17 protein-coding genes are annotated in these 19295 nt (G+C 64.5%); 12 read left to right on the top strand and 5 right to left on the bottom strand.

Annotated features, from left to right (window positions below; translation table 11 throughout):
* Nucleotides 1–69 precede the first annotated feature (69 nt).
* Together IVA91_RS04735 and IVA91_RS04730 are read right to left on the bottom strand one after the other, a co-directional pair.
* Nucleotides 70–312 (bottom strand): hypothetical protein, encoded by a 243-nt coding sequence (locus IVA91_RS04735; protein ID WP_247458396.1) that lies wholly within the window; start codon nucleotides 310–312, stop codon nucleotides 70–72.
* Nucleotides 293–682: a helix-turn-helix domain-containing protein gene (locus tag IVA91_RS04730; RefSeq protein WP_247277136.1), complete on the bottom strand. Its 390-nt coding sequence runs from the start codon at nucleotides 680–682 to the stop codon at nucleotides 293–295. Before IVA91_RS04730 ends, IVA91_RS04735 begins: the two co-directional genes overlap by 20 nt.
* Nucleotides 683–1077: 395 nt before the next feature.
* Here IVA91_RS04730 and IVA91_RS04725 point away from each other — a divergent pair, with 395 nt between their 5' ends.
* The 3 genes from IVA91_RS04725 (at nucleotide 1078) to pepT (ending at nucleotide 3583) form a co-directional block, all read left to right on the top strand.
* The gene (locus IVA91_RS04725; RefSeq protein ID WP_247277135.1) at nucleotides 1078–1449 is read left to right on the top strand and encodes a cupin domain-containing protein; all 372 of its coding nucleotides are present in this window, start codon (nucleotides 1078–1080) and stop codon (nucleotides 1447–1449) included.
* Nucleotides 1450–1928: 479 nt separating this feature from the next.
* Nucleotides 1929–2228, top strand: coding sequence for an HU family DNA-binding protein (locus IVA91_RS04720; RefSeq protein ID WP_247277134.1), 300 nt, complete (start codon nucleotides 1929–1931; stop codon nucleotides 2226–2228).
* Nucleotides 2229–2332: 104 nt separating this feature from the next.
* Nucleotides 2333–3583, top strand: a complete 1251-nt coding sequence (gene pepT, locus IVA91_RS04715; RefSeq protein ID WP_247277133.1) for a peptidase T — start codon at nucleotides 2333–2335, stop codon at nucleotides 3581–3583.
* Between the two features lie 61 nt (nucleotides 3584–3644).
* Here pepT and IVA91_RS04710 read toward each other — a convergent pair whose 3' ends face one another.
* Entirely contained in the window at nucleotides 3645–4538 is an 894-nt protein-coding gene (locus IVA91_RS04710; RefSeq protein ID WP_247277132.1) for a hypothetical protein, read from the bottom strand.
* Between the two features lie 10 nt (nucleotides 4539–4548).
* Nucleotides 4549–4722: a hypothetical protein gene (locus tag IVA91_RS04705; RefSeq protein ID WP_247458395.1), complete on the bottom strand. Its 174-nt coding sequence runs from the start codon at nucleotides 4720–4722 to the stop codon at nucleotides 4549–4551.
* A 424-nt stretch (nucleotides 4723–5146) separates the two neighbouring features.
* Here IVA91_RS04705 and IVA91_RS04700 point away from each other — a divergent pair, with 424 nt between their 5' ends.
* From IVA91_RS04700 to IVA91_RS04660, 9 genes are all read left to right on the top strand, one after another.
* Nucleotides 5147–5521, top strand: a complete 375-nt coding sequence (locus IVA91_RS04700) for a hypothetical protein (RefSeq protein WP_247458394.1) — start codon at nucleotides 5147–5149, stop codon at nucleotides 5519–5521.
* 131 nt (nucleotides 5522–5652) lie between these two features.
* Nucleotides 5653–6051, top strand: coding sequence for a FixH family protein (locus IVA91_RS04695; protein ID WP_247458393.1), 399 nt, complete (start codon nucleotides 5653–5655; stop codon nucleotides 6049–6051).
* Nucleotides 6048–7487, top strand: coding sequence for an efflux RND transporter periplasmic adaptor subunit (locus tag IVA91_RS04690; protein WP_247458392.1), 1440 nt, complete (start codon nucleotides 6048–6050; stop codon nucleotides 7485–7487). Before IVA91_RS04695 ends, IVA91_RS04690 begins: the two co-directional genes overlap by 4 nt.
* The gene (locus tag IVA91_RS04685; protein ID WP_247458391.1) at nucleotides 7484–10642 is read left to right on the top strand and encodes a CusA/CzcA family heavy metal efflux RND transporter; all 3159 of its coding nucleotides are present in this window, start codon (nucleotides 7484–7486) and stop codon (nucleotides 10640–10642) included. The genes IVA91_RS04690 and IVA91_RS04685 overlap by 4 nt, the downstream gene beginning before the upstream one ends.
* A gap of 206 nt (nucleotides 10643–10848) precedes the next feature.
* Nucleotides 10849–11154: a hypothetical protein gene (locus IVA91_RS04680; RefSeq protein WP_247458390.1), complete on the top strand. Its 306-nt coding sequence runs from the start codon at nucleotides 10849–10851 to the stop codon at nucleotides 11152–11154.
* Between the two features lie 54 nt (nucleotides 11155–11208).
* Nucleotides 11209–12483, top strand: coding sequence for a divalent metal ion exporter subunit IhpA (ihpA, locus tag IVA91_RS04675; protein WP_247458389.1), 1275 nt, complete (start codon nucleotides 11209–11211; stop codon nucleotides 12481–12483).
* Entirely contained in the window at nucleotides 12480–13457 is a 978-nt protein-coding gene (gene ihpB / locus IVA91_RS04670) for a divalent metal ion exporter adaptor subunit IhpB (protein WP_247458388.1), read from the top strand. The genes ihpA and ihpB overlap by 4 nt, the downstream gene beginning before the upstream one ends.
* Complete coding sequence (locus IVA91_RS04665) at nucleotides 13450–16668, top strand: CusA/CzcA family heavy metal efflux RND transporter (protein WP_247458387.1); 3219 nt, start codon at nucleotides 13450–13452, stop codon at nucleotides 16666–16668. The genes ihpB and IVA91_RS04665 overlap by 8 nt, the downstream gene beginning before the upstream one ends.
* A gap of 2 nt (nucleotides 16669–16670) precedes the next feature.
* The gene (locus tag IVA91_RS04660; RefSeq protein ID WP_247458386.1) at nucleotides 16671–17642 is read left to right on the top strand and encodes a cation diffusion facilitator family transporter; all 972 of its coding nucleotides are present in this window, start codon (nucleotides 16671–16673) and stop codon (nucleotides 17640–17642) included.
* Between the two features lie 152 nt (nucleotides 17643–17794).
* On the opposite strand, the gene IVA91_RS04655 is transcribed toward IVA91_RS04660, so the two are convergent.
* Nucleotides 17795–18655, bottom strand: coding sequence for a methyltransferase domain-containing protein (locus IVA91_RS04655; RefSeq protein ID WP_247277122.1), 861 nt, complete (start codon nucleotides 18653–18655; stop codon nucleotides 17795–17797).
* Nucleotides 18656–19295 lie beyond the last annotated feature (640 nt).

The raw sequence follows: 19295 nt of genomic DNA, 5'->3' as shown, positions 1-19295 counted from the left end.
GAGGCGATCATCGACGGTCATCCCCATAGCAAGATCGATGATCTCATGCCGTGGCGATTCCGCAAAACGTCAAGCCAGCCTCAATAGGGTCACGGCTAAGCGCTTACTGATTGAGGCCAGGGAAATCGGGATGTCACGATCTATAAACGTGTCAGCACACTCCGCATAGCCGTTCTTCCAGCTGTAGGAGGCAAGCAATTTCTCGAAGAAACGAGTTGCTGTGTGAGTGACCCTCGAATCTCCGTTTATGTCGTCACGAAGATTGGAGCGCACCCAGTAGGTTGGCGCGAAATCACGCTGCTTCTTGGGCATTCGTTGGCTCCAGAGAATCCTCGGGAGCCACGAAATCGTATCGCGCTGCGCATGCCTCGGCACGCCCCCAGATCGCCTTGTAGATGGGCTCGCCGGTCGCGGTGCGCCCCTCGTATGAAATAAAGCCCTTCTCGATAAGCTCTCGAACGGCTTTGCCGATCGTGCGACGGCCACAGAATGATGCGGCAGCCAGGTCATTATGGCTGATTGCACAATGGCCGAATGCCAGCGTCGCCTTTGCAATATAATGAGCGACCCGGCCTCCAGAACCGCAACGTACAGTCCTCCACACATCGGCGTTGTGGTTGCAGTACAGGTCGCACTCTTTCTCGCCAGACGGCATCGCTGACCGAACCTGATCAAGCGTCATGGACATCGCCCATGAAGGCCCCCAATTGTTGTTACTGTTGAATAGTGCGGCTCTGCTGGGCAGGCACTAAAGCGGGCCGCCCGAAAAAGCTGGGGGAGATAGGAGGCGAGCGCGGCGGCGGTAAAGGGCCGCCGGAAGATTAATGCCAGGACTTGCGCGGTCGCGGCGCTCTCGTTGGCGACCAAGTGGAGGTCTGGCAAGGGGTCATCACCGGCTCGTGAATTGCCCTCGACCTGGGCGAGCATACCCTTTCAATGCCCGTCCGCGGTCCGGCTAAACGCATCCATCCCAGGTTTGGCCTGCGGGCGGCTCTTTAAACGGTTTTTGCGTTGCCACAGTACTGAACTGGCCATTTTTGAGAAGCGCTAGACGGCGCTCATTTTTGGGAGAGTGACATGCTCCGCCTGACTGCCATTCTTTTTTTCGTGCTCACCTTTGCCGCCCAAGCCCAAACCAACCGCCAGGAATTGAAGCGTGCCGATCTAACCGGCACCAACATGGAAGTCATCGTCAGCGTTGTGGACGTGCCGCCAGGGAATAATCTCGCGCGCCACACCCACCACGGTGAAGAGGCGGTTTACGTGCTCGATGGCGCGACACTGGCGCTCCCCGATGGCAAGGAGATTCAGTTTCCAACTGGCGCGGCAGTAATCAACGCTCGCGACGTCCCTCATGCGGGCTTCAAGATTGCGGGCGATAAGACCCTGAAGATGCTAACCGTCCACATCATTGATAAGGGCAAGCCGATGATGGAGCCGGCTCAATAGTCGCTCCGCCTGCGGCTCTGATGTATCAAAGCGACCGCGTGCTTTGCGTGCCTCGGCTTCGAGCCCAGCCGTGCTTACAGCCTTCTTTTGTTCTGTTAACAACCTAAAGGTGAATTCTCCGGTTGTGTGGTTGTGTTCGGCGCAGCAGGCTCCTCAAGACGACTCCGGCCGAGGTTTCAACTTCGGCCAGTTTCAGGCTCGTTTTTGTTCCACGAAAGTTGAAACTCTGATTGAAGGCAGGAGCCTTTTAGCCGGCCTGTCACGCCGGAGGTCGCGGGTTCGAGCCCCGTCTCTCGCGCCATTTTGGCAATCCCTTCATAGTCTTAGCCTGAACTTCTCGACGCTGTCGCATCTGCGGCAAGCCATGGACGACATTCGAGCCGGCATAGTCAGGCCGCGCCCGAATCGTCTACGCCTCCAGGAACTTGCGGGGTCCAGGGGTGGTCCCCGAGCCACCGGCCAGAACGAGGAGGTTAGACATGGCGAAGAAGGCAGCCGCTCCCGCCACTATTACGCTCAAGCACCTCGCTGCTGACATCGCGGAAAGCCAGGACCTGTCGAAAAAGCGCGCCGAGGCCGTCCTGACCAACATGGTCGACCTGATCACCAAGCACCTGAAGAAGGGCGACCGCGTCCGGATCGTCGGCCTCGGCATTCTCCAGGTCCGCAAGCGCGCCGCCCGCACCGGCCGCAATCCCGCCACTGGCGAGCCGATCCACATCAAGGCCAGCAGGAAGGTCGCGTTCCGCCCCGTCAAGGAACTGAAAGAGGCGATCTAGCAATTACGCTTCGTGACGCCCGACCCAACATCGTTCTGTCCGCAACGCAGCCCGCTTTTCTGGTATACCGCCAGCTTCCCCCTGACCCGGCGGTTTGAGCAGAAATGTCCCCCCTCACCTTTTCGCATACCGTGACCGAGCGCTTCCTGCGCTACGTCACCATCGACACCCAGTCCGATCCGGAATCGGCGGCCTCGCCTTCGACCGAGAAGCAGAAGGAGCTCGGCCGCGTGCTCGCCGCCGAGCTCAAAGCCATGGGCGTTGCGGACGCGCATCTCGACGAGTTCGGCTATGTCTATGCAACGATCCCGGCCAACACACCTAAGAAGGTGCCGGTGATCTGTTTCTGCTCGCACATGGACACCTCGCCCGACGTCACCGGCAAGGATGTCAAGCCGCAGGTGGTGAAGAACTATCGCGGCGGCGACATCGTGCTGCCCGGCGACACCAGCCAAGTGATCCGCTTCGCCGAGCACCCTGCGCTGAAGAACCAGATCGGCAACGACATCATCACGACCGACGGCACCACGTTGTTAGGCGCCGACAACAAGGCCGGCGTCGCCGAAATCATGGATGCCGCGCATTTCTTCATCAACAATCCCGATGTGAAGCACGGCACCATCAAGATCCTGTTCACGCCGGATGAAGAGATCGGCCGCGGCGTCGACAATGTCGATCTGAAGAAGCTCGGCGCCGATTTCGGCTACACCATGGACGGCGAGAGCGCCGGCTGCGTCGAGGACGAGACTTTCTCGGCCGATGGGGCTACCATCACCATCAACGGCGTCAGCGCCCATCCCGGCTATGCCAAGGGCAAGATGGAGCACGCGATCAAGATCGCCGCCGCCATCGTCGAGCGGCTGCCCAAGGAAGGCTGCTCGCCGGAGACGACCTCAGGCAAGCAGGGCTTTCTGCACCCGGTCGGCATCGAGGGCGCGCTGGAACAGGCGACGCTCTCCTTCATCGTCCGCGACTTCAACGAGGATGGGCTGAAGGAGAAGGAGGTCCTGCTCGAGAACATCGTCAAGGACGTGATGAAGGACTATCCGCGCTCGACCTACAAATTCGAGGTGCGCGAGCAGTACCGCAACATGAAGCAGGTGATCGACCGTCACCCCCACGTCCTCGAATACGCCATCGAAGCGATCCGCCGCGCCGGTTTGCGCCCGATGCGCACCGCGATCCGCGGCGGCACCGACGGCTCGCGCCTGTCCTTCATGGGCCTGCCCTGCCCCAACATCTTCGCCGGCGAGCACGCGTTTCATTCGCGGCTCGAATGGGTCAGCCGGCAGGACATGGAGAAGGCGGTGCAGACCATCGTGCATCTCGCGATGATCTGGGAAGAACGGGCCTAGCGCCCCTTATCGGTTGTGCATGCGGAAATGGCCGGGCTTATGCCCGGCCATTTGCTTGGGATCAGGGCACCGGCATCGCGCGCGGATTGCGATGGAACCGGTTGGCACTCGCCATCCAGCTCGGCAGCGGTTCTCCATCGCGATGTCGGCCGCCGGCGGCGGCCGCCGCCCAGGCCACTGCGGCCCCGATCAGGGTCGCGGCCGCAACCGAGAACGCAACGATGATCGAGTTACGCCGCGCGCGGTTGATGGCTGTCCTGGCATCCGCGATCGAAGCATCGACTCGTCGTTCGGCGTCGGGCGCCGCGAGACCCGTCAGCGCGGCCACCTGCTGCACGAGATAGTTTCGATCGTCGGTGCTGACACCGCTGTGGCTCGATGACGTCATCAGGATGCGTCCCGCTTCGGCGCGGGGTTCCCGCAGATCGGTGTTGGGCGGGCGCCGCGGCGCGCGGAACAGCTTGTCGAGCTCATAGCTCAACAGCGGTTCGGCGGCCGAAGTGTTGCTGGCCGAGCTGCGCATCGGCGAACGGTCGATCGCAGCTGCACCGAGCAGCGCGAGCAGCGCGGCGCCGAGAAGCACCGCGAGAGCCCACGACGTCAGGCCATGCAGCCCGTCCCGCCGCTCGCCATCATCCTCGATCGTTGCAAGTGCCGGCGCCGGTCGCGCGGTCCGGCCGGCGATGTAACCGCCAAAGCCAAAACTGACGATCGCCTGGATGATCAGATACAAGCCGGACAGCAACGCAAGGGCCGCTGAGGCATCCCGCCATGTCGGCGAGGCCGAGCTGACACCCAGGCCGACCGCGACGCCAAAGCCGATCAGGATGAACGACATTGCGCTGGCGGCGAGAGAGCCTGCAAGTACCGAGCTCCATTGGATGGTCCGGCGTTCGTCGGCTGTAGCCACGCCGCCCTCCATGACGTCTTCCCGTATGAGAGTTTCAATAGCCATTGCCGTTCTCTCAGCGCAGGCCGAAGAACGACAGGATCGCCATGATCACGACGATCAAGCCGATGAGATAAATCAGTCCGTCCATGGTCCCTTCCTCCTCAGATACCTCTGCTCGGTAATCACAAGGAATGAGGAACGTTCCAAATTTGTCATCTGCCATGGAACGGATCGGCGAGATGCGCATTGTCTGCGCGAGTCCCAAGGATGAAGATTGTGAGCACATGAGGCCCCAGCCGGTCAGTCCCGGGCTGGGGCCTTTGCGCTTAGGGCCGGCTTTGAGGTCTCTTGCTGGGTTAACGACGCCGAGGGCAGATGATGAAATGCGGTCGGCCGGAACCTTCCGGATCGGGAGCGCCGCGTGGACCGCAGAACAGCCTGGCTGTATCAGGCAAATGCGCATTCCGGGAAAAGGCCATCCCCGTTTCCACCATCACGGTCGAGCCGCGACTTCTTGCGATCTGCCGAACGATCTCGTCGCGGTAACGGGGCCTCCGCGCTGGTTAACGCCCGATTGCCGGAGGCTCCTTTGCACAAGGCACGCAAACGAATGGCCAAGTCGTGATGCCCGGCCGGTTTGCAGGTTCCGCTCCGCCGTGCGACAATGAGGCATGTCCGTGAAACCGTTCGCCAACGCTGTGGTGATGCTGCTGGTCGCAGCCGGGCTCCTGCTCGCGCCGCTGGCGACGCCTGCATCCGCCATGCCGGTATCCGGTGCTGTTGCCAGCATGCCCGCAATGTCAGACGACACGCAAGGCATGTCCGAAGACATGCCCTGCTGCCCGGATCAGACCAAGAGCAAGGCCTGCGATTCCTGTCCGTTCGTCGCATTGTGCATGCTGAGCCTGTCGCTCTCCGCTCCGTTCGGAGCGAGCACGATGATCGAGCGGCAGCCGCAGAGGAGCGCGCTCGCGCCGCGCAATGACCGCCTGCGCGACGGGCTCGCCGCCAAGCCACCCGACCATCCTCCTCGAACCCGGGCCTGATTGGCGCTGACGCGCCTGATGATCGTGCGCGCCGACATCGGCGCGCGCGCCATTGCCTGCCGATTGGCTGCATCCCGGCTGCCGCGTGCAGCTCCGGCGGCTCCATCAGACCCATCGAGGAACTATCAATCATGACGACGACCAAGCTCGCGCGCACCGCTCTGGCCGCGCTGATCGGTGCTGTGCTCACGGGGAGCGCTCAGGCCGAGATCAAGAACTACGAATTCCAACTGGTTCAACCGACCATCAAGACGGGGGCCGAGCGCATCGTAACCGTGCGGCTGGTCGACAAGACCAGCGGCAAGGCGATACCCGATGCGGTGATCTTCGCCACTCGGCTCGACATGGCGCCTGACGGCATGCAGGAGATGGTCACCAAGCTCACGCCGCTGCCGGGCACCGAACCCGGGACCTATCGCTTCAAGGCCAATTTCAGCATGGCCGGACGCTGGCAGCTCTCACTGGGCGCCAAGGTGCAGGGCGAGACTGGCACGGTCGAAAACAAGCTCGTCGTCACGGCCGAGAAATGACCCGCCTCGCCGTTACAGGCAGTGCCGCTGCGATTTTCGCGGCGGCCGCTGTCGCGCTGATTGGCGGCCGCGCCATGCAGCCTCAGTCGGGGTCAAGCTCGCTGACCTTCGCCGCGCAGGCGGACACCGGCGCACCGATCTATTTCCGGGATCCGGACGGCAGGCCGTTCTACTCGCTCACCCCGAAGAAGACGGCCGACGGCCGCGACTATCGCGCCGTGCGGGCGAACGAGGACATCAGCTTCGACGAGCCGGACGAATCGCCCAGGGTCGTAACGGCTGACGCCAAGGGCGATCGCAAGATCAAATATTACCGCAACCCGATGGGCCTGCCAGACACCTCGCCGGTGCCGAAGAAGGACTCGATGGGGATGGATTACATTCCCGTCTACGAAGGCGAGGACAGCGACGACGGTTCGGTGAAACTGTCGCCCGGCAAGATTCAGCGTAGCGGCGTCAAATCCGAACCGGCCGAACTGCGCCGGATCAGAATGCTGCTGCGCGCGCCCGGCACGATCCAGCTCGATGAACGCCGGGTCTCGGTGGTCGCGATGCGGGCCGACAGTTTTGTGCAGAAGGTGGCCGACGTCACCACGGGCAGCCGCGTCACCAAAGGCCAGCCGCTGATGGAGATCTACAGCTCCGCCGTCGCGTCGGCAGCCGCCGAATATCTCGCGACGATCACCTCGAAGACGACGGGGGGCATCGAGCCCTATGGCCGCGGCTCCCGGCAGCGCCTGATCAATCTCGACGTCCCCGAACCCGTCATCGTCGAAATGGAGAAGAGCCACGCCCTGCCGATCACCATTCAGTGGTCGTCGCCGCGCGATGGCATCGTGCTTCAGCGCAACGCCATCGAGGGCATGCGTGCCCAGCCCGGGGACGTGCTGTTCCGCATCGCCGACATCTCGCAGGTCTGGGCGACCGTCGATGTGGCCGAACGCGATCTCGGCAATGTCGCGGTCGGCCAGCCCGTGACGGTGCGGGCCCGCAGCCATCCCGGGCGGGACTTCAAGGGCCTGATCAGCGTGATCTATCCGCAGGTGAACAAGGAGACGCGCACGGCGCGAGTGCGAATTGAGCTGGCGAATGCCGATCTCGCTTTGCTTCCCGACATGTATGTCGACGCCGAGATCGACACCGGCACACCGGTGCCGGTGCTCAGCGTCGCCGAGAGCGCGCTGCTGGACACCGGCAGCCGGCAGGCCGTGCTGGTCGACAAGGGCCAAGGCCGATTCGAGCCGCGCGAGGTCAAGCCCGGACGGCGCGGCGACGGCTATGTCGAAATCCGCGACGGCCTTGCCGAGGGCGACGCCGTCGTCACCTCCGCCAACTTCCTGATCGATGCCGAGAGCAATCTAAAGGCCGCGCTGAAAGGCTTCGCCGAGGCCGGCACGGCGCAAGCCGGCGACAAGGCGATGGGAGCCAGGCCATGATCGCGCGCCTCATCGCATGGTCGGCACGCAACCTGCTGCTGGTGCTGTTCGGCGCTGGCTTTGCCGCCGCCGCGGGCCTCTATGCCCTCGTCCATCTGCCGCTCGACGCCATTCCCGATCTCTCCGACACCCAGGTCATCGTCTACACCGAATATCAGGGACAGGCGCCGCAGGTGATCGAGGACCAGATCACCTATCCCCTCACCACGGCGATGCTGACGGTGCCGAAATCGAAGGTTGTGCGCGGATTCTCCTTTTTCGGCGTCTCCTTCGTCTATGTCATCTTCGAGGACGGCACCGACATCTACTGGGCGCGCTCGCGTGTGCTCGAATTCCTCAACGGGGCGGCGTCGCGGCTGCCGGCCGGCGTGACGCCGACGGTCGGCCCGGACGCTACCGGCGTCGGCTGGGTCTACCAATACGCCGTGATCTCGAAAGAGCTGAACCTCGCGGAGACCAGGACGGTCCAGGACTGGAACCTGAAATTCGCCCTGGCCAGGGCCGAAGGCGTCGCGGAGGTCGCCGGCATCGGCGGCTTCGTCAAGCAGTACAACGTCATCCTCGATCCGCAGCGCATGCGCGACCTCGGCATCACCATGCAGAAGATGCGCGAGGCGATCCGCGCCAGCAATGCCGATGTCGGCGGCCGCACCGTCGAGCTGTCCGAGTTCGAATATGTCATCCGGGGCAAGGGCTATCTTAGGGGCATCGAGGATCTCGGCGACATCGTGCTGAAGGCCGACAACGGCACACCGGTCAAGCTCCGCGACGTCGCCCGCGTCGAGCTCGGTCCCGACGAGCGGCGCGGCATCGCCGAGTTCAATGGCGAGGGCGAGGTTGCGAGCGGCATCGTGCTCCAGCGTTTTGGCGTGAACGCGCTCGACGTGATCGAGAACGTCAAGAAGCGCTTCAGGGAGATCGCAACCAGCCTGCCGAAATCGGTCGAGATCGTTCCGGTCTACGACCGCTCGAACCTGATCTACGCAGCGATCGATACGCTGAGGCATACGCTGATCGAGGAGAGCATCGTCGTCGCCCTCGTCTGCATCGTGTTCCTGTTGCATGTCCGCAGCGCACTGGTCGCGGTCCTGATGCTTCCCGTGGGCGTTCTGATGGCTTTTGGTGCCATGAAACTGCTCGGGATCGGCTCCAACATCATGAGTCTCGGCGGCATTGCGATCGCAATCGGTGCCATGATCGACGCCGCCATCGTCATGATCGAGAACGCCCACAAGCATCTCGAACGCGCCGAGCCGGGCCGCTCGCGGCTCGCGATCCTGATCGACGCTGCGGTGGAAGTCGGGCCCGCCCTGTTCTTCAGTCTCCTGATCATCACGGTGTCGTTCATGCCGATCTTCACGCTGGAATCGCAAGAGGGACGGCTGTTCAGCCCGCTCGCCTTCACCAAGACCTTTGCGATGGCCGCGGCGGCGCTGCTCTCGGTGACATTGGTCCCGGCGCTGATGGTGATCTTCGTCCGCGGCAAGATCATTCCGGAGCACAAGAATCCGATCAACCGCTTCCTGATCTGGATTTACCGCCCGGTGATCTCAGGTGTGCTGCGCGCCAAGATCCCCGTGATCCTGCTCGCGCTCGGCGTGCTCGCGGTGTCGGTCTGGCCGGCCGGGCGGCTCGGTACCGAGTTCATGCCCAACCTCAACGAAGGCACCCTGCTCTACATGCCGACGACGCTACCCGGCATTTCCGTGACCAAGGCCACCGAGCTGATGCAGATACAGGACCGCATCATCCGCTCGTTTCCGGAGGTTGCCTCGGTCTACGGCAAGGCTGGGCGCGCGGCGACTGCAACCGACCCTGCCCCCCCGGAGATGTTCGAGACCATCGTCAACCTGAAGCCGAAGACCGAGTGGCGGGCGGGCGTGACCGTCGACAGTCTGGTCGCCGAGATGGACAAGGCCTTGCAGTTTCCGGGCGTCTCCAACGCCTGGACCATGCCGATCAAGGCCCGCATCGACATGCTCTCGACCGGCATCCGAACGCCCGTCGGCGTCAAGGTCATCGGCACCGATCTCGCCGGCATCGACAAGCTTGCAAAGCAGGTCGAGCAGGTGCTCAAGGCGGTCCCCGGCACCTCGTCGGCCTATGCCGAGCGCGGCCTCGGTGGTTACTACCTCGAGATCACGCCGAACCGCGAGGCGCTGTCGCGCTACGGCATCATGGTGCAGGACGTGCAGGACACGATCGCGACCGCACTCGGCGGCCAGACCGTGACGACGACGGTGGAGGGGCGTCAGCGCTTCACGGTCAATATGCGCTACCCGCGCGACCTGCGCGACAATCCGAAGGCGATCAGCAGCGACGTCCTGGTGCCGATGCCATCAGGCGGCGCCGTCCCTCTCGGTGAGATCGCGAGCGTAACGCCGGCACGCGGGCCGACCTCGATCCGAACCGAAAACGGCCAGCTTGCGACCTATATTTACGTCGACATTCGCGATCGCGATCTCGGCGGCTATGTCGCCGATGCCCGGCACGCCGTGCAGGCAAGCATCGAATTCCCGCCCGGCTATTATCTGGTTTGGAGCGGGCAGTACGAATATCTCGAACGCGCTACCGCGCGGCTCAAGATCGTGGTGCCGGTGACGCTGCTGATCATCTTCCTGCTGCTCTATCTCAACTTCCGCTCGGTCACCGACACCATGATCGTCATGCTCTCGCTGCCCTTCGCCCTGGTCGGCGGCCTCTGGCTGATGTGGTGGCTCGGCTTCAACCTATCGGTCGCGGTCGCCGTCGGCTTCATCGCGCTGGCGGGCGTGGCAGCCGAAACCGGCGTCGTAATGCTGATCTATCTCAACCACGCGCTCGCGGCGACCAAAGCGCGCTGCGCGCTCGCGGACCGCATGCTGACGCGCGCGGATCTCTACGCCGCCATCATGGAGGGCGCCGTTGAGCGCGTCCGCCCGAAGATGATGACGGTGGTCGCGATCATGGCCGGCCTGCTGCCGATCATGTGGAGCACCGGCACCGGCTCGGAGATCATGCAGCGCATCGCCGTGCCCATGATCGGCGGCATGATCTCGTCCACCCTGCTGACGCTGATCGTGATCCCTGCGATCTTCGCCCTGGTGAAGGGTCTTGGACTGGATTCGTCCGGGGACGCCGTCATGCCTGTCCACATTGCGGAGGCCGCTGAATGAAGCCGTATCCGTCGACGATGCGAATGGTCGCAGCCGCGCGAGTGCCTGTGCGGCTGCGACGTTGAGTTCCCCATACGTAACATTGTTGCGGGTCGACACTGTTCCCATCGCTGTGGTAGGCCAGCCTGATCGACAGGATGAGTAAATTCGTGGTCTTGAACCGCCGGCCCCTCAGACTCAGGCGCACGCGCAATTGGCGTGGGCTCATGGCTGTGTTTGTTGCGGTCATGTACCTGCTCTCGGGCGCGCTCCACGGCACTCATGACATCGATGTGACCAGCCCGTCCGGCGGCTCGGACATCGCTTCGATCCTCGATGGCTCCGCAGGCCACGGCGACCACAAGGTGATCGGCGGACACCATTGCCACGGCTGCTTCTCGGTGACGGTGGCGCAGCCGGCGCTATCCGCCGCATCGGTCGCGCTCGCGTCTGCATCGAGCCCGCAGCGTGGACCCCGGCTCGCCGGAATTATTCCCGATACCGACTCGCCGCCTCCCAAACACATTGCCTGAACGGATTGGTGGGGCGCCCGCGCCCATTAGGTTCATCCTTCACAGGTCGGCTTCATGTTTTGCAGGGGTATGGCCGCGCGCCTCGCGTGCGCTGCGGCGTGTCTGATTGCCGGGTTGGCGCTTGCACCGGCTTACGCCCAGACTTTGACGATGCGGAGCGCGCTGTCGCGCGCGCTGGAGGCGAGCCCGCGCCTGACGGCAGCTGAGCGCGACCTTGGCATTGCCACGGGCCAGCGCATCCAGGCGGGCGCGCTGCTCAATCCGGAGCTGTCCTATGAGCAGGACGATTCACTCGGCTCTGGCAAATATCGCGGGACGCGGTCGGCCGAGACTACGCTCCAAATCAGCCAAGCTTTCGAGCTGTTCGGCAAACGAGAAGCGCGGATTGCCGCCGGCGCAGCCGGTATCGAGGTCGCCGCGATCCAGCGTAAGGCCGTCAGGCTGGAGGTGCTGTCGGAGACCGCGATCGCCTTCCTCAGCGTGCTCGGCGCGCAGCGGCGCATCCAGATCCTTGACGAGCAGATCGCCGCGATCGACCGCCTGACGCCGCTGCTGCGCCGCCGCGTCGAGGCCGGCGCCTCCTCGCCGGCCGAGACCGGCCGCGCCGAAGTCGCCTCTGCCCTGGTGAAAGCCGACCGCGAGCGCTTCAAGGCGACGCTGGCCAGCGCCCGGCGCGAGCTGGCGGTGCTGATGGGAGATCCCGCCGCGAAATTCGGCGAGGTCTCCGGCCGGCTCGACACCACCGGTCGGCCGCCGACGTTCCAGTCGGTGGTCGCCGCCATCGATGCCAATCCGCAACTGGTGCGTTGGACCGCCGTCTATGCCCAGCGCAATGCCGAGCTGCTGCTGGCACGGCTCAAGCCCTATCCCGACGTGCGGATCGCAGCCGGCTGGCGCCATTACAACGAAACCAATGACGATGCCGTGCGCTTCACCGTCTCGGTGCCGATTCCCGTGTTCGACCAGAATCAGGGCAACATCCTCTCCGCCCAGGAAAGCCTCGCCAAGACCAAAGCCGAGCGCGAGGCCAACCGCCACATGCTGATCGTGATCGCCGGCCGCGCCTATGACTCGCTCCAAGGCTCGCTGCGCGAACTCGCGGTCCTGCGCGAGACCGCGATCCCCAAGGCCGTCGAAGCGTCCGAGGCAATCTCGCAAGGTTACGGCCAGGGCCGCTTCACCCTGCTCGAAGTGCTGGACGCCCAGGCGAGCGTCGCCCAGGCGCGGCTGCGGGAGCAGGAGGCGCTGCAGAATTTCCATGCAGGCGTTGCGACCATCGAAGGTCTCGTCGGCAATCCCTTCACGCTGGCGCGGGAGAGCGCACGATGAAGACGTCCTCCACCCTTGTCGTCGCCGTCGTTGCCGCCGGGCTCGGCGCCTACGCCTATTCGATGCTCGCGCCGGCCAGGCTCTCGCCAGCCGAGCATGCCGCGGACAAGAAGCCCGAGAAATCGAACGACCATGTCGAGCAGGACGAGCACGGCGCCGATCGCATCCGCATCTCCGACGTCAAGCTCGCCGCCGCAGGCGTGGTGCTGGCCGAGGCCGCGAGCGCGACGCTGACCGACACGCTCGCCTTCAACGGCATCCTGCGCGCCAATCAGGAAGCCGTGGTGCAGGTGACGCCGCGCTTTCCGGGCATCGCCAAGTCGATCCTGAAGCGCATTGGCGACAAGGTTGCCAAGGACGATTTGCTCGCCGCGATCGAGAGCAACCAGAGCCTCACCGTCTACGAGCTGAAAGCACCGATCGCCGGCACCATCATCGAGCGGCAGATCTCGCTCGGCGAATACGCCTCCGAACAAAAGCCGGCCTTCGTCCTCGCCGATCTCTCCACCATCTGGGTCGACCTGTCGATCTACCGGCAGGACCTGCGGCGCGTCCGCCTCAATGACGAGGTGCTGATCGATCCCGACGATGGCCGCGGCGAGATCAAGGGCATGATCTCCTACATGGCGCCGATCGGCTCGAGCGAAACCCAGACGGCGCTGGCCCGCGTGGTGCTGCCAAATTCGGACGGGCGCCTGCGTCCCGGCCTGTTCGTCACGGCGCGGCTGATCCTCGCCGCGCGCAACGTCGCGGTCGCGGTGCGCCGCAGCGCGATCCAGACGCTGGAGAACCGGACCATCGTGTTCGTCCGCGAGGACGGCGACAAGATCGAGGCGCGGCCGGTGGAGCTTGGGGATGCCGATCCGCGCCATGTCGAGATCAAGGCGGGCCTTGCGGCCGGCGAGCATTACGTCGCGGAGAACAGCTACGTCGTGAAGGCGGAGATGGGCAAGGGTGAGGCCGAGCATGATTGAGCGTCTCATCGCCGCCTCTGTTCATCAACGCTGGCTGGTTCTGCTGCTGGCGCTCGGCGCCCTCGCCTTCGGCGTCTGGAATTTCCAGCGCCTGCCGATCGATGCCGTGCCTGACATCACCAACGTCCAGGTCCAGATCAACACCCGTGCGCCCGGCTATTCGCCGCTGGAGACCGAGCAGCGCATCACCTTCCCGGTCGAGACCGCGATGGGCGGCCTGCCGAAGCTGGATTACACCCGCTCGCTGTCACGCTATGGCCTGAGCCAGGTGACGGTCGTCTTCAAGGACGGCACCGACATCTACTTCGCCCGCCAGCTCGTCGGCGAACGCATCCAGCAGGTGAAGGACCAGCTTCCGGCCGGGGGCGAGGTCGCGATGGGCCCGGTCTCGACGGGGCTCGGCGAAATCTTCATGTATACCGTCGAGGCCAAGGCGGGCGCCAAGACGCAAGGCGGCCACGACTATTCGCTGACCGATTTGCGGACCGTGCAGGACTGGATTATCCGGCCGCAGCTTCGCAACGTGCCAGGCGTGATCGAAGTCAACACCATCGGCGGGTTCGAGCGGCAGTTCCACGTGCTGCCGGACCCGGGCAAGCTGATGGCCTACCGGCTCGGCTTTCGCGACGTCATGACGGCGCTCGCCGCCAACAACGCCAATGTGGGCGCCGGCTATATTGAGCGCAACGGCGAGCAATACCTGGTTCGCTCCCCGGGCCAGGTCGGCAATATCAACGAGATCCAGGACATCGTCATCGGCTCGCGCGGCGGCAATCCCGTCAGGATCAGGGATGTCGCGACAGTGACGGAAGGCCGCGATCTGCGCACAGGCGCGGCGACGCGGGCCGGCGAGGAAACCGTGCTCGGTACCGCGATGTTGCTGATCGGGGAGAACAGCCGGACCGTGGCGCGCCGCGTCGCAGCCCGCCTGGAGGACATCGCCAAGTCGCTGCCCGAAGGCGTCGTGACGCGGACCGTCTACGACCGCACCGATCTGGTCGAAGCCACCATCCGCACGGTCCGGAATAATCTGCTGGAAGGCGCGGCGCTGGTGGTGGCCGTGTTGTTCCTGATCCTCGGAAACATCCGCGCCGCGCTGGTCACCGCCTGCGTCATTCCGCTGTCCATGGCCATGACCATTACCGGCATGGTCGAGACCAAGGTCAGCGCCAACCTGATGAGTCTCGGCGCGATCGACTTCGGCATCATCGTCGACGGCGCGGTGATCATCGTCGAGAACTGCCTGCGCATGCTGGCCGCGGCCCAGCGCGATAAAGGCGGGCTGCTGACGACCTCGGAGCGGCTGCGTGCGATCCTGCGCGGGTCGAGCGAGGTGATCAAGCCGAGCCTGTTCGGAACCCTGATCATCGCGGTGGTCTACCTCCCCGTGCTGACGCTGACCGGCGTCGAAGGCAAGATGTTCACGCCGATGGCGCTGACCGTGCTGATGGCGCTCGGCGCTGCCGTGCTGTTCTCCATCACCTTCGTTCCGGCGGCGGTTGCCATCTTCGTCACCGGCAAGGTATCCGAGCACGAGAACCTGTTCATGCGGGCGGCGAAGCGCGCCTATCTTCCCCTGCTCCGATTTGCCATCGACAACCGGCTCGCCGTCGCAATCATGGCCGCGCTCATCGTGGTCGCAAGCGGCATCGCTGCCGCGCGCATGGGTGGCGAGTTCATTCCGAGTCTGGACGAAGGCGACCTCGCCCTGGCCTCGATCCGGATTCCTGGGACCAGCCTCACGCAGTCGCTCGACCTTCAGAAGGTACTGGAGAAACGCATCAAGCAGATTCCCGAGGTGAAGGAGTTCTTCACTCGTATCGGCACCGCCGAGATCGCCACCGACCCGATGTCGCCGGCGCAGACCGACGGCTACATCATGCTGAAGCCGCGCGCCGAATGGCCCGACCCGAACAAGCCGAAGTCGGAGGTGATCGAAGCCATCGACCATGCCGCCAACGAGATTCCCGGCAGCGCCTATGAGATCTCCCAGCCGATCCAGTTCCGTGTCAACGAGCTGATCTCCGGCGTGCGCAGCGACGTCGGCGTCAAGATCTTCGGCGATGACCTCGACATCCTGCAAGGCGCGGCAAAACGGGTCGAGGCAGCGATCCGCGGCATCCGCGGCGCCAGCCACGTCAAGATCGAACAGGTTGCGGGCCTGCCGATCCTCACCGTCCGGCTCGACCGCCAGGCGCTCGCCCGCTACGGCCTCAGCATCAGTGAGGTGCAGGGTATCGTCGAGATCGCAGTGGGCGGCAAGTCGGCCGGCAAACTGTTCGAGGGCGACCGCCGTTTCGACATCGTGGTGCGCCTGCCGGAGCATCTGCGTGGCAATCTCGAGGCGATCCGGGCTATCCCAATCCCGCTGCCGCCCGGTGAGGAGGCCAGCTCCAGCACGGCCATTCGAACCGCGCTAGCCGCCTCTCCCCTCGCCCAGATGCGGTATGTGCCGCTGTCATCGGTCGCCACAGTCGATGCGACGCCCGGCCCCAACCAGATCAGCCGCGAAAATGGCAAGCGGCGCATCGTCGTCACCGCCAATGTCCGCGCGCGCGACCTCGGCTCCTTCGTCGCCGAGGCCGAAGCGGCGGTGGCTGAGAAGGTCAAGCTGCCGCCGGGCTACTTCATCGGCTGGGGCGGGCAGTTCGAGCAACTAGTCTCCGCGACCAAGCGATTGGCGATCGTGGTGCCAGTGGCGCTGCTGCTCGTGTTCCTGCTGCTGTTCATGGGCATGGGATCGGCTGCGGATGCTGCACTGGTGTTCTCCGGCGTGCCGCCGGCCCTGACCGGCGGCGTCGCGGCGCTGCTGCTGCGCGACATTCCTTTATCCATCAGCGCCGGTGTCGGATTCATCGCGCTGTCCGGCGTCGCCGTGCTCAACGGGCTCGTCATCATCGCCTTCATCGAGCGGCTGCGCAGCGAGGGGCGATCCGTCGTCGATGCCGTGCACGAGGGCGCGCTGACGCGGCTGCGCCCCGTGCTGATGACGGCCCTCGTCGCCTCCCTCGGTTTCGTGCCAATGGCGCTCGCCGCCGGCGCCGGCGCCGAGGTGCAGCGGCCGCTCGCGACCGTGGTGATCGGCGGCATCATCTCCTCGACGGTGCTGACGCTGCTGGTGCTGCCGGCGCTCTACGTGCTGTTCCGCCGTGACGAAGTGCGCGAGATGCCTACAATGGCGCCTGATTTGGCAGCGTCCGGGGAGCGCTAGAGATGGCCGGCCCCAACCATCGCGGACATCACCATCACGGTCATGCCGGCCATCCGCACGATCATGCTCATGGTTTTGGCCACGCGCATGTGCATGCGCCGACCAGCTTCGGCAAGGCGTTCGCGATCGGCATTTCGCTGAACATCGCGCTGGTCGTGGCCGAAGCCGTGTATGGCTATATCGGTAACTCCACCGCCCTGCTCGCGGATGCCGGGCATAACCTTTCCGACGTGCTCGGCCTGGTCGTAGCCTGGGGTGCGTCGATTGCAGCGCGACGCGCGCCAAGCGGCCGCTTCACCTACGGCCTGCGCGCCTCCACCATCCTGGCCGCGCTCGCGAATGCGGCGTTCCTGCTGGTCGCAACCGGCGCGATCGGCTGGGAGGCGATTTTGCGTTTGCGCGAGCCGGAGCCGGTCGCCGGCGTGACCGTAATGGTGGTGGCAGGCATCGGCATCCTGATCAACGGTTTTACCGCCATGCTGTTCGCCCGCGGACGCAAAGACGATATCAACATCGAAGGCGCCTATCTGCACATGGCGGCGGATGCCGCCGTCTCGCTCGGCGTCGTCGTCTCGGCGGCGCTGATCATGTGGACCGGCTGGCTCTGGCTCGATCCCTTAACCAGCCTCGTCATCTGCGCCATCATCCTCTGGAGCACGACCAGCCTGTTGCGCGGCTCCATCGACATGTCAATGGCGGCAGCGCCCAAGGGCACCGACCTCGCCGCGATCAGGGCGTTCCTGCTGGCGCGGCCGGGCGTCTCCGCGATCCACGATCTCCACGTCTGGCCGATCTCGACCACCGAGACGGCGCTGACCTGCCACCTCGTCATGCCCGCCGGCAGCACGGGGGATGCATTCCTGATGGAGACCGCGCAATTGCTCAAGACCTCGTTCCGCGTCGGTCACACCACGATTCAGGTCGAGACGCATCCTGACAACGGCTGCGCCCTGGCGCCGGACGATGTGGTGTAGGATCTCACGGTCCATCCACCCGCCATTGCGAGGAGCTCGCGACAAAATTGCACAGCAATTTTGCGCTGATGCGACGAAGCAATCCAGACTGTCTCTGCTGAGGCCGCCTGATTTGCTTCGCTGCGCGCAAGGACGATCGGGAAGCAGCGCGCTTACGCCGCCTTCGCTGTCACGATCCAGATCGCGCCCTGCAACGTCACCGACTGCCCTTCCTGAAACGGCGCGAGCATGTCGCGGATCGAAGCCTTGGCGGCCTCGTACGTCTCCGGCGGATGGCCCTGAAGCGCGCGGCTGGCGGGGCCGATCTGGAGTGCGCCGTCGACAGCGGCATCGAGGCCACCGCCGATCGCTATATCCATCGCCAGATTGTGCGGCTGCAATGCAAGGTCCACGAAGCCGGCACCTTTCAGGATGCGCATCACGCGCTCTTCGGAGGCGAAGGCGAACGGGCCCGGCTCTTCCGGTCCGACCGGCGGCATTTTCGGCACGTGCTTGTAGACCGCCATCAGCGGCGCCATCATCCAGGGGTTTTCCTTCGGCTCGCGCCAGCAAGCGAAAGCGAGCCGCCCTGTCGGCTTCAGCGCTGCCCGCAAATTGGTGAAGGACACAATGGGATCGGCGAAGAACATCACGCCGAAACGCGAGGCGAGCAGATCGAAGCTCGCCGGTTCGAACGAATGCACCGTGGCATCCGCCAGCACGAAATCGAGCGGCAGGCCCTTCGGCGCCAACGCGCGCGCCTGCGACAGCATCGGCTCGGAGACGTCGAGACCGAGCGCAAAGCCATCAGGCGCCACCGCCTTCGCAAGGGCGACCGTCGTTGCACCGGAGCCGCAGCCAACGTCGATCACGCGCTCGCCGGGCTTCGGCTCGGCACGGTCGATCAGCACGTCCGCGATCGGCCCGAGCAGTTTTTCCTGCACCGCATGACGATCGGCCCAACGTTGGCCGCTCGGGCCGTTCCAATAGGCGATCTGGTCGGCGTTGAGCTCGTGTCCGCTTGACTGTTCCATCAACCCTCTCCGCGACGGTGCCGAACGTCCGCGCTCGGCCCGAGACGCTTATCCACATGCCGATCCCAGCCGCAAGGCCGATTTCCGCGCGGGACAAGCCCCGACGCCGCTTTGCCAAGCCAAGTCGACACGGCCAAGCGGCCCTGTATGAACTCAGCGAACGGGAGAAAACCCCGTGAAGTCGGAACGATCAGTCGACATCGATTGCTTGCGGACAATCTCGATCATATGGGTGCCTGACCCACCCGCTTGCCTGGCTTCGCCAATGGCAGCCGGAGGCGGTCAAATCCTCCGTCGCTGCACGCCCAGCGACGTGACACCCCAAGACTTGCCGATCGCGCCGGCTTTCGCGCAGGCAGGCGCGGCAGCACATCGATGATGACATACAGTCCGGCAGACGGTCTGATCCGGACGGATGACGGCGCAAGGCGATCAGCACCGGTTACGTCAGGAGGATTTACGACGGGTCGAGGAGGAGCTCAGTCATTGAGGCGCCTCTCCGCCGTTGCGGGTGCCCCTCGTTTCTAGCCACAGCAAATCGTAGGCCGGCGCCCTCTATCGAGCGCCGCGCCTCACTCGCCGTTCCTCCAAGCTAGCGCCAGAACAGCGCCAGCAGCAGGATGACCGGAAGCGGAATTCC

The organism is Bradyrhizobium sp. 153 (assembly GCF_023073835.1).
GTDB lineage: Bacteria > Pseudomonadota > Alphaproteobacteria > Rhizobiales > Xanthobacteraceae > Bradyrhizobium.
This window is presented reverse-complemented; position numbering and strand designations above follow the sequence as displayed.

Bases quoted from the DNA above. Each gene is read 5' to 3' on its own strand.
- IVA91_RS04735 (WP_247458396.1), bottom strand. From the start codon at position 312: ATGCCCAAGAAGCAGCGTGATTTCGCGCCAACCTACTGGGTGCGCTCC.
- IVA91_RS04730 (WP_247277136.1), bottom strand. From the start codon at position 682: ATGACGCTTGATCAGGTTCGGTCAGCGATGCCGTCTGGCGAGAAAGAG.
- IVA91_RS04725 (WP_247277135.1), top strand. From the start codon at position 1,078: ATGCTCCGCCTGACTGCCATTCTTTTTTTCGTGCTCACCTTTGCCGCC.
- IVA91_RS04720 (WP_247277134.1), top strand. From the start codon at position 1,929: ATGGCGAAGAAGGCAGCCGCTCCCGCCACTATTACGCTCAAGCACCTC.
- pepT (WP_247277133.1), top strand. From the start codon at position 2,333: ATGTCCCCCCTCACCTTTTCGCATACCGTGACCGAGCGCTTCCTGCGC.
- IVA91_RS04710 (WP_247277132.1), bottom strand. From the start codon at position 4,538: ATGGCTATTGAAACTCTCATACGGGAAGACGTCATGGAGGGCGGCGTG.
- IVA91_RS04705 (WP_247458395.1), bottom strand. From the start codon at position 4,722: ATGCGCATCTCGCCGATCCGTTCCATGGCAGATGACAAATTTGGAACG.
- IVA91_RS04700 (WP_247458394.1), top strand. From the start codon at position 5,147: ATGTCCGTGAAACCGTTCGCCAACGCTGTGGTGATGCTGCTGGTCGCA.
- IVA91_RS04695 (WP_247458393.1), top strand. From the start codon at position 5,653: ATGACGACGACCAAGCTCGCGCGCACCGCTCTGGCCGCGCTGATCGGT.
- IVA91_RS04690 (WP_247458392.1), top strand. From the start codon at position 6,048: ATGACCCGCCTCGCCGTTACAGGCAGTGCCGCTGCGATTTTCGCGGCG.
- IVA91_RS04685 (WP_247458391.1), top strand. From the start codon at position 7,484: ATGATCGCGCGCCTCATCGCATGGTCGGCACGCAACCTGCTGCTGGTG.
- IVA91_RS04680 (WP_247458390.1), top strand. From the start codon at position 10,849: ATGGCTGTGTTTGTTGCGGTCATGTACCTGCTCTCGGGCGCGCTCCAC.
- ihpA (WP_247458389.1), top strand. From the start codon at position 11,209: ATGTTTTGCAGGGGTATGGCCGCGCGCCTCGCGTGCGCTGCGGCGTGT.
- ihpB (WP_247458388.1), top strand. From the start codon at position 12,480: ATGAAGACGTCCTCCACCCTTGTCGTCGCCGTCGTTGCCGCCGGGCTC.
- IVA91_RS04665 (WP_247458387.1), top strand. From the start codon at position 13,450: ATGATTGAGCGTCTCATCGCCGCCTCTGTTCATCAACGCTGGCTGGTT.
- IVA91_RS04660 (WP_247458386.1), top strand. From the start codon at position 16,671: ATGGCCGGCCCCAACCATCGCGGACATCACCATCACGGTCATGCCGGC.
- IVA91_RS04655 (WP_247277122.1), bottom strand. From the start codon at position 18,655: ATGGAACAGTCAAGCGGACACGAGCTCAACGCCGACCAGATCGCCTAT.